Here is a 15,575-nt window from a genome sequence, read left to right as displayed (position 1 = left end):
TTGTAGTTAATGGTCAAATGTTTTAGATAATAGAAGCAAATTTTTTCAAATTCACTTCTATTTATTTTTTATTAGATATGATTAAAAGTTAAATGTATTCAACACGTTTAATCATCAAAGCAACATCAATATCAATGCACATTGAGCATAAAGCATACTTCCCTTGGATATTTTCAAGTTAATTTAGTGCTGTTGTCACAAGTCGCGCACCAAATGCTTTAAGTGGATGTCCAATTGCAATTTTTCGATGTTAAATAGTATTTATCTTTTTAATAAGCTAATCCAACATAATTTTCAGCTAATGTAGTTTTACCTGCTTCTGAACCTAAAATATAAGCCAATTCTGCTTTCTTAATTTTAATATCAAAATCACTTTCAGTTTCAAAGCGATGTAATAAATGGGTCATCCACCATGAAAAACGCTCAGCTTTCCATACACGTTTTAGACATTTTTCCGAATATTCATTGATACCTTGTTCAGAATTGTTCAAATAAAATTCAGTTAAAGCATTCGATAAATACGCAATATCCGAAGCCGCAAGATTTAGGCCTTTTGCCCCTGTTGGAGGTACAATATGTGCAGCATCTCCTGCCAAGAATAATTTTCCAAAACGCATAGGCTCAGTGACAAAACTGCGTAATGGTGCAATGCTTTTTTCGATCGATGCGCCAGTGACTAGTTTCTTACGACTTTCAGGATCTAAACGATGTTTTAATTCTTCCCAAAAACGCTCATCTGACCATTCTGCAACTTGGTCTGTTAATGGAACTTGCAAATAATAACGGCTGCGTGTGTTAGAGCGCATACTGCATAATGCAAAACCACGTTCAGATTGAACATAAATCAACTCATCAGATACAGGCGGAACATCTGCTAAAATACCTAACCAGCCAAATGGATATACTTTTTCAAAGGTTTTGATCTGGTTTTGTGGTACGCTTGCACGACATACTCCATGATAGCCATCACAACCTGCGATAAACTCACAATCAATACGATATTGCTTACCATTTTGAGTAAAAGTTACATAAGGTTTCTCATAAAAATCATGAATTTTTACGTCGTTAGATTCATAAAATGTAGTCAAACCAGCTTCATTACGTGCCTGCATCAAATCTTTAGTGACTTCGGTTTGTCCATAAACGGTGACTTGTTTTCCATTAGTTAAACCTGATAAATCAATACGGTGTTTTTCACCACCTGTTAAAATTTTAATACCTTGATGCGGTAAACCTATTTCTTTTAAATGCTGATCTACTCCCGCTTGCTTTAAAAGATCAACAGAAACTTGTTCTAGTATACCTGCACGAATACGTGCTGAAACATATTCAGCACTGCGTTGTTCGATGATGACATGTTCAATTCCTGCTTTATATAAAAGCTGTCCAAGCAATAGCCCTGCTGGTCCTGAACCGATAATTGCGACTTTAGTGTTTAAAACTTCCATTTCAATGACTCCTTATCTATGTCAATTAAATTAAATTTTTTATGTGAAATCGACTATAGTCAAAAAAGGAAATCCACCGTATTACGGTATCCTTGTCCGTATATCGGTCAAGATTTTAAAATATTGATACCATCGCAAAGGGACTAGTATGCGTTACAATCTGATCCATCATGAAAGTTCAGGTGAAAGTATTATTCAAGATGACTATATTTCAGGGCTCGCTAAAGGTCTAAAGTTGTTAGATGCTTTTGGGATTGATCGACAAAAATTGAATGCGACACAGATTGCACAGCGAACAGGAATCAGTCGGACTGCTGCAAGACGTTATTTAAGAACTTTGAAATTTCTAGGATATTTAGATAGTGATGAACATTACTTTTGGTTAACCCATAAAGTTTTACGTTTATCGAGTTCATATTTAAGTTCAGCACATTTACCTAAAATCGCACAACCGATTTTAAATATTTTATGTGGACAAACCTCACTTAACTATTCTGTTGTGGTCTTAGAGGATGATGAAGTTGTACCAATTGCACGTAGTTTTTTGCCAGAACAAGAGATGTTAAGAATAAGTCTTTATGGCATGCATTTGGGTAATCGTTTACCCGCACATGCTACTTCAACAGGTAAAATTCTACTCTCTAAATTTAGCCAAGATGAACAACAAAAATGGTTTAAAAAATTTGGTTTAAAACGACTTACAGCTTTTACCTTACAAGATGAAAATGAGTTTTATCAGATGCTTAAAAAAGTATCTCTACAAGATTATTGTATTTCAAAAGAAGAACACGAGTTAGGTGTGATTGCGATTTCCGTACCAATTTTAGATGCAAAAGGTCAGGCGGTGGCAGCATTAAACTGTATGTCCCAAACACATCGTGTTTCAGAACAATATTTGTTAGAAAATATCCTATCACTATTACGCAATACCGCATATCAAATTCGGGCAATGCTTTAAAAGCATTTACAAATATTTATGGAACACTGTTCCATTTTTAAAATTTAGTTGCTACTCTTGAGTTATAATACATGGACGTAAGTAATCAATGGCTTTTCAAAAAAGCCATTGATTCATTTTATTGAAAATTCAAGAAGAATAGCGCAATGAAAATCGCAATAGATGGATACTGTTGTCATCGCCATTTTGGTGAAATTTATCCAAATTCAGAAACTGAACCAGCCTTAAAACTTAATTTTTGGCAGTGCCTTGAACAAGCCATTGATTTTGATATTGAAGGGATTTCCATTGAAAGTTTTATGTTTTCACATCCCCAAGCACAAGATGTTGAGCGCTTAAAAACTATTTTAAAACAACATCAAATTGAACTGGTATCGGCATGGAAATATCCATGTGATTTTGAAAGTGGTAAAAATCTTAATGCTCTGGATGTCTTTAAAAAGCATGTATCCAGTGCGCAAAAACTCGGTGCAAAAGTCATGCGAATTTGTGCAGGAGGTCGACCTCAGGATTCTTGGCAGACTCATAAAAGTATACTGTTAGCTTTAATAGAACAAGCAACTGATTTTGCTATTCAATACAACATTATTATGGCAAATGAAATAGTCGACTTAGTGAAATGCATTAATCATGAACATTTTGGTATTTGCTTGGACACAGCTCATAATTTAAGAATGCTAGAAGACCCTTGAATACAATTCAAAAAATGGCGCCTTATGCCAAAGCTATTCACATCAAAGATATCACGGCTTTTCAAGGTGATCCTAAAAATTTTTCTTTTTGGCCAAGTATCATTTCTGGTCAAGGATTGATTCCAATAGAAAAGACTTTTCACTCATCCACAATATTCATCTGAGCAAGATGCCTTTTGACAAAGTTTAGATTATTAAAAAAAACTCAAACTTTCAGTTTTGACGCAGCCACAACTTAGCAAGGAAAATGCTTTATGACGACCAAAAAAATTGCCATCATCGGTGCAGGTGTAATGGGAAAAAAACATGCTCAAACGATTGTACAACATCCTTTGGCAGAACTCGTTGCTGTATCCGATCCATTTTCAGATGCCATGGCACAAGAATTTGATGTTCCTAACTATAAGGATTTAGAAGATTTATTTAAAAACCAAAACATTGATGGTGTAATCATTGCTAATCCAAATCGGTTTCATGTGAGCACTGCGATTACATGCATGCAATACGGAATAGCATGCTTGCTCGAAAAACCTTTGGCATTGAATACAAATGAAGCAATGCAATTAATCGCTGAACAAAACAAACTGAATGTTCCTATTTTGATTGGTCACCATCGTCGCCACAATCCAATTATTCAACAAGCCAAAGAAATTTTAGATCAAGGTACTTTAGGAAAAATTAATACTTTTAATGCATTGTGGTCAGTTTATAAGCCTGATCATTATTTTGATATTGAATGGCACCGCAAAGCGGGAGCTGGCGTGCTTGCCATCAATCTAGTACATGATCTTGATTTGATGCGTTTTTTAAATGGGGAAATTGAATCAGTACAAGCCATGACTTCAAATAATAACCGCCATCTAGAAGTAGAAGATACTATTTCTATTTTAGTCCGCTTTAAAAATAGTGCTTTAGGCACACTTTTGGCTTCTGATGCTGCGGTATCCCCTTGGGGGTGGGATCAAAATACCGAAGAAAATAAAAATAGTTTTGCGACCTCTCCGGATCAAGACTGTTGTTACATCAGTGGTACAGAAGGTGCTTTAAGTGTACCTAATTTAGAGTATTGGAATTATCCAGAAAATACCGATAAAAGTTGGGCTGTAAAATTGTTGAAAAATAAAGTTGAACCCAATAAACAAGAAGATGTTTATATTCGCCAATTAAGCCATTTTATTGAAGTAATCGATGGGAATGTAGATCCAATTTCTTCACCACAAGATGCAATTAAAAATATTCAACTTTTAGAGTGTATTGAACAAGCTGCCAAAGAACAGCGAACTGTTTATTTACAGGCACTTGAACCGTACAAGCAAGCTGTTTAATAGAACCGTAATCCAATACTCATCTATATAATAAAAATAGGGATATTTATACATCCCTATTTTTTCAATCATTTGAAAATGAAAAATAAAATTGATATTGGACTATTCCTTCTCCCAAAGGGCGAAGATTAGGATAAGGGGAATTTTCCATGAATTTTCTTCCTTTTGCAAAATGATATTCCTCCCCCCTTTAAATAGGAAAAGGAACTTTTATGATGAAGAAATTCTACTGACTGATATCCGTTAATAACTGAATATCTATCTCCTCTAATTTTAAATTTATTGCTTTAACCAAAGCATCGATCTGAGTTGTAGATGTTGCCGAGGCGATAGGTGCTGTGATACTGGGTTGTGCGATCGTCCATGCCAAAGCAATTTCAGACAGTTCAGCATCATATTTTTCTTTAAACTGATCCATTGCGGCTAAAATATTCAAGCCTTTTTCATTAAAATAGCGTTCTAATTGACGTTTGCGTGGTGAGTATTCAAGTTGTGAAATATCACGGTATTTTCCACTTAAAAAACCAGCAGCCAAACTAAAATAGGTGATTACATCGAGATGATTATTGATACAAATATCACGATATTCAGTTTCATATTGTTCGCGCTCAACCAAACTATAGCCCGGTTGAAAAATCTCATATTTGGGTAAATTTTGAGCCTTACTCACTTCAAGTGCTTGTTTTAATTGTGTTGAAGAATAATTAGACGCCCCTATTTTGCGAATTTTTCCTTCTTCCAATAGTTCAGCATAAGCGGTTAATGTTTCTTCGATTTGGGTGTTTTCATCAGGGTAATGACTAAAATACACATCTAAATAATCTGTATTTAATCTTTTTAAAGAGGCTTCAATGGCTTGTTTAATATATTTTTTAGATAAACCTTGTTGATCCTCACCTAATGGTGCACCTACTTTGCTAATCAAAGTCACTTTTTCTCTATAAGATGGGGTGCGTTTAAGCCATTTACCAATCACCGATTCAGACTCACCACCTTGGTGACCGTCTACCCATGTCGAATACATATCAGCGGTATCAATCGTCTGAATACCATGTTCAAATGAATAATCCAATAATGCGATTGATTTTTCAGTATCCACTGTCCATCCAAATACATTACCACCCAAAATAATTTTTGAGAAATTTACATCCTTTTTCATTTTTACCTCAATTTATATTTAGATTTTCACGTCATATGTATTTTTTAAGTGAGAAAAGCTAGTTCATTGAACCAGCTTTCCTTTTTCATATGTTTAAAGATTATTTTAGTAGGGAAACCGCTGTTGGTAATGCAATTATTGACTGCATTTCATGAGTTAACCATTGTGGTCCACCTTTAGGTGGCCAAATACCATCAGCAACTGATTTTGCACGAATTTCTGATCGTTCATTCAACGACGCGTACGGCCAAATACTGACAATGCGAGGATGACCGTCTAGCGAATACATCGCAACTGTAAGTTTTGAATATTGTGTACGTATTGGTACAGCATTTTTCCATGCTTCTAATACATGTGGAATACCGCCATGTTTTAATTCATAAGTTCGAATTTCATAAACAGGACCGAATTCACCCAATTCGACTTCTGGCAAAAAGTTAAAACCTGCAAAATGTTCAACTGAATATTGAATGATATTTTCACTTGAATTAAACACATTTTCTTGTGTCGCTAAATAGGCATCACCCGCATCTTGATCTGCTTGTGAGTCAAAGCTACGCAACACAACCACTCGATTTAATTGACCAATATCAGAAAACCATACACCGAGTAATTTTGCTTTTGCTTCAGCCTCTGCATGAAAAGCTTGTATACCATTGGCAACGCTTGCCGCTGTACCCATTTTGATCGTGATATTGATTAATTCATAAAGTTTCATGCGGTTTTTTGCTCCTGAGTTGAGTTTTGAAAAATAGATAAATGTGTTTTTTCAAGTAATTTTTCATGGGAATGATTGTTTGAATGGTCTTTTAGCTTGCCCGCAGCAAATTGCGCAATTCGCCACGCAAACACCATGCCTGGTCCAAGTGTGGTGCCTGGTCCAGGATATGTCCCTTTAAAAATCGAAGATAAATCATTGCCACAAGCAAATAAGCCCTGAATCACTTGATTATTCTCATCAAGTACACGACCAAACTCGTCACCTGCTAAACCACCACTACTTGCACAATCCATAGGAATCACAGGTAAGGCATAAAATGGCGCTTTGAGTAATTTGCCTAGACATGGATTTGGTGTAACGTCAGGATCGCCATTAAAGCGATTCATTACCCCTGAACCTTTACCAAAATCACGATCTTCACCTTGTTCAACCAATTGATTAAAGTGCTGAACAGTTTGATTCAATGCTGTTGCTTGAATCCCCACTTTGTTGGCAAGATCTTCTAGTGTATTGGCTGAAAATAAATATTTTTCACGTAAAAAATAATTGAGTTTTTTTGCACCTGGTAGTACAAAGCCTAATCCATATTTTTGAATGGCTGTTTCATCGCAGATTAAATAAGAAACTATTTTTTCTTTGCCTTGATTGGATTGGATTTGTGCCATACAAAAATCATGATAAGAATCAGACTCATTGACAAAACGTTTACCATCGGCATTGACTGCGATCACGCCAGGTTTACCACGGTCTAGAATAATGTGTGGCCAAATCGCTTTATAACCATTCTTATGTGTATGGATTGAACATGGAAAATACAGCACACTACTGTCTACGGATTGATCTATTTTTGCGCCAACACGATGAGCAAGACTTAAACCATCTCCTGTATTAGAAGTGGGTGAAAGCGAGTCTGAAGTCAAACCTTTCGGAAATAATTTCTCACGTAATTTGGCATTCCAACCCACCCCACCTGTTGCTAAAACTACGCCTTTAGCTGCTTTTACAATAATCTCTTGATTGTTTCTGTTGATTTTTGCACCGATAACTTTGCCATTTTCATAAATCAAGCTTTGTAGTGGTGCATCTAACCAAACAGGAACATGCTGTTGTTTTAAGTTGTAAAATAAACTGCCAACTAAAGCATTTCCCATCACTAAACGCGTACCACGTGGATAGCGCAAACGTGATAAAAAATAAGGCAGCACGACTTTCATCGTTGTCATGAAATTTGTACCTGATGAAAATGGGTTCAACAAGGCATTCAATTCATTACGATTCACCATCATGCCACCTAAACCCATAAACTCAGGACGAGGTGGACGTACATATTTAAAATCTGAACCTAACAGACTGCCATCAAACTCAGCAGGTGCTAAGGCACGACCGCCAAAAGCCTCCCCCGGTTGATTTTTCACATAGTCTGGGTGTGCCAAACAAGCATTTAGCTTTACAGTGGTTTTTTCATCCAAATCACGAATCATTTTTGGAGAAGAGTCTAAAAAGGCATCACGCATTGCTTCGCCCCCACGTTCTCCAACAACTGATTTTAGAAAAATACGAGCTTGTTCAATATCATCTGGTACACCTGCTTTAACACTTAAATGTGAGCCCGGTGCCCAAATTGTTCCACCAGAAGTGGCCGTTGTGCCGCCTACCTGCTCTGCTTTTTCACATAGCAATACATTCAAGCCATTCATTTTGGCAAATAATGCAGCAGACATCCCTGCTGCACCTGCCCCAATGACCAATAAATCAACCTGTTGTTCCATGTTTAAATATCCTATTTTTTTTGCTTCGCTGTAGATTTACTAAGACGTGCTTGTTTGACTAAATGATTCGCAGCGATATAACCAAAGGTCATGGCAGGTCCTAAAGTAATGCCCCCACTTGGATATTGCCCGCCCATGATGCTGTTCATGTCATTACCGACGGCATATAAACCTGTAATAGGTAAATGGTGCTGTTGATCTAATACACGCGCATCATCATCTGTGACTAAGCCTGCAAAAGTACCTAGGCTACCCGGAACAATTTCCACAGCATAAAATGGCCCTTTTTCAATCGGTGCAACACATGGATTAGGTTGATGATCTGCATCGCCTTGGGCTTTTTGATAAGGAGTTGAACCTCGCTGAAAATCTGGATCTTGTCCTTGTTGTGCATGAATGTTGTAGTGTGTAACTGTATCTTTAAACTGAACAGCATCTAAACCACATTGCTGCGCAAGTTCTTGCAAACTGTATGCTTGCTTTAAATAACCATTCTCAATCCAAGGTTGCATTGAAATTGGGAATGGTTTCACCGCACCCAAACCATAACGACGAATAAACTTATGATCACAAATCAACCAGCAACGTGCTAAATCACCTTTCGCTGTATGTCTAAATAAATCTTTAATGAATAATGGATAAGACTCACCTTCATTGGTAAAGCGCTTGCCATTTTTGAGAACTGCGATTAAGCCTGGTTTCCCACGTTCCACCAAATGTGGAAAACGTCCTAAAGTCCCGTCCAAACGTGGTATCAAGGAAACAGGTGCCCACGCACCAGACCAAGCTAAAGTTTTATCGACTTCTGCACCCACCGCTTCTGCGAGTTTTAAGCCATCACCTGTATTGGTTTCTGGTGCAGCAGAAAAGTGTGGTGTACCCAGTGCAACATGTTCAAACAATTGCTGTTTACGTGTTTCATCATGTGGAAAACCACCTGTTGCCAAAACCACACCATGTTTGGCTAAAATCCTGATTAACCCTTGTGGCGTTTTAAAAATTGCCCCGACGACACGCCCATTTTCATAGATCAATTGTTGTGCTGCATGACTGGGAAGCAATCTAACTTTCTGATCAAGCGCAGATTTTAAGAGTCTTGCAACTAAGGCATTTCCATTGACAATTTGGGTTGAGCGATGTCGGAATAACAGATCTATAAAATGGCGTAGCACACGTTTGGTGGCATAGAAAAATGAAGACACCGCACGAAATGTATTAATGAAATGCTTCATGTCTGCACCAGATGCAATCCCCATGCCCCAAACGGTGGTTTCAGGAATTGCAGGTTTCAACAAATGTAAATTTTCACCTAACTCTCGTCCATCAAATGGTGCTGCAACGATAGAACGCCAACCAACACGAGAACCCTCTATATCAAAAAAGTCAGGGACTAACGCACTTGCATTAAATTGAACAGCGCTTGATTTTTCAAAGAAATCAACCATTTCAGGAGCTTTTGTTAAATATTGATGAATTCGAGCCTCATCATATTTATCACCCAATACATTCTTTAGATATTGTTTTGGTCTTTCAATCGGTTCTGCCTGTCCTGCACGCTGTGCATGTGGTGTATTCGGAATCCATAGCCAACCACCAGATACCGCCGTTGTACCGCCAAAAACCGTTGCTTTTTCTGCAACAACCACATCTAAACCTTGAACTGCCGCGGTCACTGCGGTAGAAAGTCCGCCTGCGCCTGAACCAATCACCAAAACATCACATTCAAGTTGTTGGTAGATTTTTTCAGTCGTGCTATGGAACTCGTGTTGTGCTGAAGCGTTCATAAGATTACTCCGTAACAGCATCTACTTGTTCAGTCTGCGCAACCAATTGTTGAATCGCTTGCAAATTGATTTGAGCACGCTGCATTGCAGGTCGTTTTGCAAGTGTTTCATTTGGCACTTCAGCTGCTAAAGTGATATTTTTTGGTAATGCACGAATGAGCGAAAGTAAATCTATCTCACCTTGACCCGGAACCAGTCGATTAGAACGTGCAATTTTGATCAAACCTTCATCACTAGGATCATACCCCGCTAAACCATCACATAGCTGTACATAGTTCATACGTTGAATAGGTAAAACTTTAACCTGTTCCAAACTAGAGTCAGAACGATCAAAATGTAATGAATCAATCAAAACGGCAGCATTATCCTGACCTGACTGTTCGACAATATGATCAGCCTGTCTCAAGTTTTTCACAGCAGTCCAAGGCATAAACTCAAGATCACAACTCAAACCATATTTTTTACTCAATTCACAAAACAGCGCATAATTTTGAATTAAACGTTGTTGTTCATGGTCATTCCCCGCCACCAAAATGTGTTTGGCATTTAACTGCTGAGCAACATCTAAAAATCGTAAATATTGTTTAGGTTCAAACTCAGGCGTAATGCGGACGATCTCCACGTCTGCAACTTCAACGCCTGTATCTTTCAACGCTGCTTGTGTTTCTGCCAGTAACTTATGGTCAGTTAGGATTGGATACTCAGCTTCATTTGGTGCAGCAGGTAAAAGTCGTAAACCAACTTTTGCATAGCCACATGTAGCGGCAATGTTCACTGCTTCAACGGGTGATACATCTGCAACAGTCAAAAAAGAAAGCGAATATTGACGTGATTTATTTTCATGCAGCATTGTCGTTTTCCCCTTGATGCTCAAGTAGAAAATTCACCATCAGATCACGTACTTGCACAAACATGTCAGTGCCTTTGACTGCAGTACACCCCAGTTCCAATGCTTTAGACACAAATGGTGTTTTTTCAGGGCTTGTTACTACATCAGCAACGGACATTTCAGCGCTTAATTTATCGAGCTGGAATGCTGCAGATGGATCACCATTCATCCCCATAGGGGTTGCATTTACGATGACATCAAAGCCTGTAGGGTCATTATCATGCGTAAGTACTTTGCCTTTACCCAAGGTATTTAAATGTTCCACTAGCTGTTGTTGACGTGTCACATCTACATCGAAAATCGCAAGTTCTGACACACCTGCAAGCAAAAGTTCATAGGCAATTGCTTTGCCTGCACCGCCAGCCCCTGCCAAAATGGCACGTTTATTTTCCAATTGAATATTTTTTAATTTAATCGCCTGTACCATGCCTGTACCATCCAGCATGTCACCTTCCCAACCTGCATCACAACGGCGAATGGTATTGACTGCGCCTATAAATTTGGCACGTTCAGTGACTTGGTCACAACACTGCAACGCTATGATTTTGTGTGGTACGGTCACAATCAAACCATCGGTATTCAGCATGTTTTTGGTGTTTTCAATAAACGCTGGGAAATGGTTTGGGTGCACATCTGCAGGTGGCACAATGGCATTTAAACCTTTGCCAATCAGTTCCAATGTCACACCTTCGGGTGATTTCACTTGTTTAATTGGATGTCCAACCACAAAATAAAGACGAGTTGATCCGTTCAATTGAATACTCATAATTCAATATCCTTTAAAAATTAGTGGGTTAAATTTGAATCAAACTTTAGCGCTATCTAAATTACGCTGTTGCATACGTTGAGGAGAATAAATAATCTTCATTAGTAATAAAGCAATGACCATCCCTGCTGTAGGAATACAGAGCACTATAAATATTTTGCTTGCTGCCCAACCTTGGTTGAGGAAATAAGCACCCGCAAAAGCACTTGCTACTGCACCTAAGCGGCCAATACCATGCATCCAACTATTACCTGTAGCACGTGCAAAGACTGGATAAAATGCACTGGATAAGCCATTAATGCCTGAGTTTGCACCATTCATCCACATTCCAATGAAGAAACACATCGTGCTGTATAAATAGAAATTATGTCCAACTTCACCAACAAATAACATGAAACCAATGGCGATCAAGAAACACATCACTAAACCGATATGTGGATTAATTTTATCCATCAAATAACCACATGCATAACACCCAAGTGGTCCACCGAGTTGATAAATTGCAGTAATAATAGAAGCTTCACTAATGCTAAAACCAAATTCGTGTGACATCATCGGCAACCAACTGCCCAATAGATACACAACAAATAAGCCTGAAGCATAGGTCCACCACAACAAGAAACTACCTAAAAAATAAAATGGACTTAAAATGGTTTTGACTGGGTTATCAACCGATTTGGTTTTAGGCTGAGGTAACACAAAAACTTTATCACTGGTATCAAAATTTGGTGCAATTTTATGAATAATCGCATCAATTTCAACTTTAGGATGTTGCTTTAAAACTTTAAATCCAATCGATTCAGGCAATTTTATCGCAACGACCACAGCTAAAATTAAAGGTAATATTCCACCAATAATCATCATGGCATGCCAGTTATAATGTGGAATCACCCATGCTGCCAAAAATCCACCGAGCGCTGCACCAAACGTAAAACCACTTAAAATTAGAGTAACCATTCGGGCATTAACACGCATAGGCGAGTAGTCAGTCGTAAGCGTCACAGCCTGTGGCATCACGCCACCCATAAATAAACCTGCAATAAAACGAAAGATCATCAACTCATTTACATTGGTTGATACAGCGGCGATCAACGTAAAAAAGCCAAATCCAAGGAGATTTACAATCAATAGTTTTTTACGACCAAATTTGTCTGCAAGTGGTCCTGAAATTACAGCACCTAAGGCTAAGCCTACTAACGCGGCACTCATCACAGGTGCTAAAGCGGTTGTACTAATGCCCCATTCACTTTTAATGACGGGTGCAACAAAGCCCATAATCGAAATATCAATACCGTCAACGACAACAATCATTAAACAAATAAAAATAATAAATTTTTGTAAGGGAGAAATTCTATTTTCATCTAGAAATTCTCTTAAATCTACCTGTTGAGGCATACACTTGCTCCCTTAGCGCTCACCAATATTTTTATGCTTTTCCATGCATAAATTAAGATTTAAATTCGATTCAAAAATTACATGAACAATATCGTTCTAAATTTTTCATTTTGAATCATCTGATTTATCTCAAAATCATTTAGGATAGAATCGAAGATGTAATATAATCTGTTTTTTAGATTTTTGGAACACTGTTCCAGAAAATTATTAGTAATTAATTTGGATTTTTTATGCTGAGTAACAATGATCGCACTTTGACTGTGCTGGAAGCCTTATTAAAAAATGTAAATGGATGCGCTTTAAGCCAACTTTCAACTGATTTAGATATTCCAAAGTCAGCGATGCATCGTTTATTAACGTCTATGAAAGACATGGGGTATATCTATCAGGATGAACTGACCCAACATTATAAATTAACCCTAAAAATAGCTTCGATGGGGCTAACGTATTTGTCTTCACGTTCAATTACTGAGACTTTTCAGCCCTTTTTAAATCAACTGGCTGAAGAATCAGCCGAACTTGTTCGTTTGGGAATGATTGAAAATGAAAATATTATTTGGATCGCCAAAGCCCAAGGTTCAAAATCAGGTTTAAAGTATGATCCTGACTCAGGAAATGTTGCTTATTTACCTGCTTCTTCTTGCGGCTTAAGCTATCTTTCAGCCCTAAACAAATCAGATTTTTTACGCCTTGTGGAACGTGAAGGTTTTGAAAAAGCAAAATTATTTGGCCCTAATACACCCAAAAACTTAGATGAACTTAAAGTTTTGGTTCAAGCCTCTAAAGATCGAGGATATGGCTTAATTCAGGATACCTATGAACTAGGTATGACAGCGATGGCTAAAGTTATTGTCAATCCTCATACTGGCATTCCTTTTGGCACAGTCAGTATTGCAGGACCTTCTGTACGCTTAAATGAACAACGTGTCGAAGAACTTGCTCCTGCTTTGTTAGAAACCGCTGATAAAATTGGTCAAATTATTCATTTGGCACATCGCTAACAGTAGGTTAGACATTTTTAATGTCAGCAATAAAAAGCGATCTATATTCAATAAAATGAATCAGATCGCTTTTATTTAAAATCCGAAAAATATTAGAAATTAAAACGTGTAGTCAAACCGAATACCCAAGCATCATCCACTTGTTTAACACCGCCTGCTTGATGAACATATTGAAGATTTGGGCGTAACATAATCGCTGGGGACCAGTTGAAACTATAGTTAAGTTCAATATTTAATTCATCATTTTGAATCGGGTTATACATTGGATTACTATAATCTACAGCAGTAAAATTATTTAAATCATTATTATACTGTTGGCGATCTCGAACACGATCATTGACATCAAAACGTGCAAAGCCTAAACCGATACTATCATTTGGTCTGGCATCACCTATGCCTTTGTACCAAAATGCTAACTGTTGAGATGATTCAACCGTAGTTGTGGCTTTGTCATTCCATGTAAAGTTTGCCGATGCATATAAACCACGTTTGCTGTCATTTTCATGTGCAGTCAGTTGTTGTTGTGCATTTAACCAAACACTTTGTTTATAATGATGAATTTTACGGTCAGCGGCAGCAACTGCGATCTGTCCTTGCGGATTACTTTTTACATCTGTCGCATCAGCAGTTGCATAAAATGCACCTACTTTATATTCACCTGCCAAACCATTAAACATCGCCAGCTTAGGTTTCCATACTAGCTCAACAGGAATCAATCCCCCTTCGGCATCATCTATTCCTAAGTTAAAACCACGATCTTCAAAGGTATTTTCAGGATTCATTTCATAAATCCCTGCTGCTATAGACCATTCTGGTAAGAATTGATATCTCATATTGGTCCCCCACTGTGACACAGGTCCGTTATACCAAATATTTCCTACCGTTTTACCTAGCTGTCCGCCACATAACATCAAGTTTTGGAACTCGCAATGTGATGCATTGAAATCTTCGGATAAGCCCATTCGCCCAATTTTAAATTGCAAAGTATTTTCTAAAAAACCAGACTTGATCCAAGCTTGTGTTAAACGCCAAGATTGACCACGACCATAGATTTCTTGCACATTACTAAATTGTGCAGCACGTGGATCAGAGATTCTCTCTGCGGATAAGCCCTGCCCATCACGTTTGGTGATCATGACACTGGCTTGTGTATTTTTCCAACCTGCAATTTTTTCGAAATCAAATAGTGAAGCTAAAGTCAGTTGATAGGCATGTAACATTTCTCGATCATCGTTATAACCACCATCGAGATTGGTTGCACTTTCACTTTGAAAGCCAAGGTTAAATTTATAACCTTTTTCTTCTAAACTTTGGCGCTCACCATTCCAATCGCCTAATAGCCATTGTCGGCCTTGTGACAAAGGTGTATTTGCCAATGACAATTGAGATAAAGATAAGCCTAAGCTTAAGATTGTGAGTTTATTAATTGAACTAAGTTTCATCTGCTTTTCCTTAAGCATCGTGTGATGATTTCATGAATAATTTAATATTTATGGATTTTTAAGCGTGAAAAACCCCTTAACCGAATATTTAAGTACCCGATTTAACATTAATATTTTCATGCGTTTTAAATTTTAGAATGTTTAAATTGCAAATTTTAAGATACGTTCTACAGAAAAATATTCCATTTATTTGACTCAAACATAGGGATAGACAACGTAAATACGC

At 37.6% G+C, this 15,575-nt stretch carries 13 protein-coding genes and 1 pseudogene; 4 read left to right on the top strand and 10 right to left on the bottom strand.

Annotated elements, in window-relative coordinates; translation table 11 throughout:
- Positions 1-88: 88 nt before the first annotated feature.
- Positions 89-241, bottom strand: a pseudogene (locus HUS24_RS17080) (acetyl-CoA C-acyltransferase); the annotation flags it as partial.
- A gap of 28 nt (positions 242-269) precedes the next feature.
- On the bottom strand, positions 270-1,448 hold the full coding sequence (gene pobA / locus HUS24_RS15635) for a 4-hydroxybenzoate 3-monooxygenase (RefSeq protein ID WP_173912895.1): 1,179 nt from the start codon (positions 1,446-1,448) through the stop codon (positions 270-272).
- A gap of 148 nt (positions 1,449-1,596) precedes the next feature.
- Between pobA and HUS24_RS15630 the strand changes: the two genes are divergently transcribed.
- The 3 genes from HUS24_RS15630 (at position 1,597) to HUS24_RS15620 (ending at position 4,423) form a co-directional block, all read left to right on the top strand.
- Positions 1,597-2,406 carry an IclR family transcriptional regulator C-terminal domain-containing protein gene (locus HUS24_RS15630; RefSeq protein WP_173912894.1) on the top strand — a complete coding sequence of 270 codons (810 nt, stop codon included), beginning with the start codon at positions 1,597-1,599 and terminating at the stop codon, positions 2,404-2,406.
- A gap of 146 nt (positions 2,407-2,552) precedes the next feature.
- On the top strand, positions 2,553-3,098 hold the full coding sequence (locus HUS24_RS15625) for a sugar phosphate isomerase/epimerase (protein ID WP_254433881.1): 546 nt from the start codon (positions 2,553-2,555) through the stop codon (positions 3,096-3,098).
- A 254-nt stretch (positions 3,099-3,352) separates the two neighbouring features.
- Entirely contained in the window at positions 3,353-4,423 is a 1,071-nt protein-coding gene (locus HUS24_RS15620) for a Gfo/Idh/MocA family protein (protein WP_173912893.1), read from the top strand.
- 226 nt (positions 4,424-4,649) lie between these two features.
- Here HUS24_RS15620 and HUS24_RS15615 read toward each other — a convergent pair whose 3' ends face one another.
- The 7 genes from HUS24_RS15615 to HUS24_RS15585 form a co-directional block, all read right to left on the bottom strand.
- Positions 4,650-5,582, bottom strand: a complete 933-nt coding sequence (locus HUS24_RS15615) for an aldo/keto reductase (protein ID WP_173912892.1) — start codon at positions 5,580-5,582, stop codon at positions 4,650-4,652.
- Between the two features lie 100 nt (positions 5,583-5,682).
- Positions 5,683-6,300, bottom strand: coding sequence for an NIPSNAP family protein (locus HUS24_RS15610; RefSeq protein ID WP_173912891.1), 618 nt, complete (start codon positions 6,298-6,300; stop codon positions 5,683-5,685).
- Entirely contained in the window at positions 6,297-8,072 is a 1,776-nt protein-coding gene (locus tag HUS24_RS15605; protein WP_173912890.1) for an FAD-dependent oxidoreductase, read from the bottom strand. Before HUS24_RS15605 ends, HUS24_RS15610 begins: the two co-directional genes overlap by 4 nt.
- An 11-nt stretch (positions 8,073-8,083) precedes the next feature.
- Complete coding sequence (locus HUS24_RS15600) at positions 8,084-9,856, bottom strand: FAD-dependent oxidoreductase (RefSeq protein ID WP_173912889.1); 1,773 nt, start codon at positions 9,854-9,856, stop codon at positions 8,084-8,086.
- A 4-nt stretch (positions 9,857-9,860) separates the two neighbouring features.
- Positions 9,861-10,706 (bottom strand): sugar phosphate isomerase/epimerase, encoded by an 846-nt coding sequence (locus HUS24_RS15595; protein WP_173912888.1) that lies wholly within the window; start codon positions 10,704-10,706, stop codon positions 9,861-9,863.
- A complete protein-coding gene (locus tag HUS24_RS15590) occupies positions 10,696-11,511 on the bottom strand; it encodes a shikimate dehydrogenase (RefSeq protein WP_173912887.1) in 816 nt (271 codons plus the stop codon). The genes HUS24_RS15595 and HUS24_RS15590 overlap by 11 nt, the downstream gene beginning before the upstream one ends.
- 39 nt (positions 11,512-11,550) lie before the next feature.
- On the bottom strand, positions 11,551-12,906 hold the full coding sequence (locus tag HUS24_RS15585) for an MFS transporter (RefSeq protein WP_173912886.1): 1,356 nt from the start codon (positions 12,904-12,906) through the stop codon (positions 11,551-11,553).
- Between the two features lie 230 nt (positions 12,907-13,136).
- Between HUS24_RS15585 and HUS24_RS15580 the strand changes: the two genes are divergently transcribed.
- Complete coding sequence (locus HUS24_RS15580; protein ID WP_173912885.1) at positions 13,137-13,907, top strand: IclR family transcriptional regulator; 771 nt, start codon at positions 13,137-13,139, stop codon at positions 13,905-13,907.
- 92 nt (positions 13,908-13,999) lie between these two features.
- Here the strand turns inward: HUS24_RS15580 and HUS24_RS15575 are convergent, their stop codons facing one another.
- Complete coding sequence (locus HUS24_RS15575; protein ID WP_173912884.1) at positions 14,000-15,349, bottom strand: carbohydrate porin; 1,350 nt, start codon at positions 15,347-15,349, stop codon at positions 14,000-14,002.
- Positions 15,350-15,575 lie beyond the last annotated feature (226 nt).

The sequence above is a fragment of the Acinetobacter sp. Marseille-Q1618 genome (genome assembly GCF_902809855.1).
Taxonomy (GTDB): domain Bacteria; phylum Pseudomonadota; class Gammaproteobacteria; order Pseudomonadales; family Moraxellaceae; genus Acinetobacter.
The sequence above is the reverse complement of the archived record's forward strand: the minus strand, read 5'-3'. Positions and strand labels throughout refer to the sequence as shown.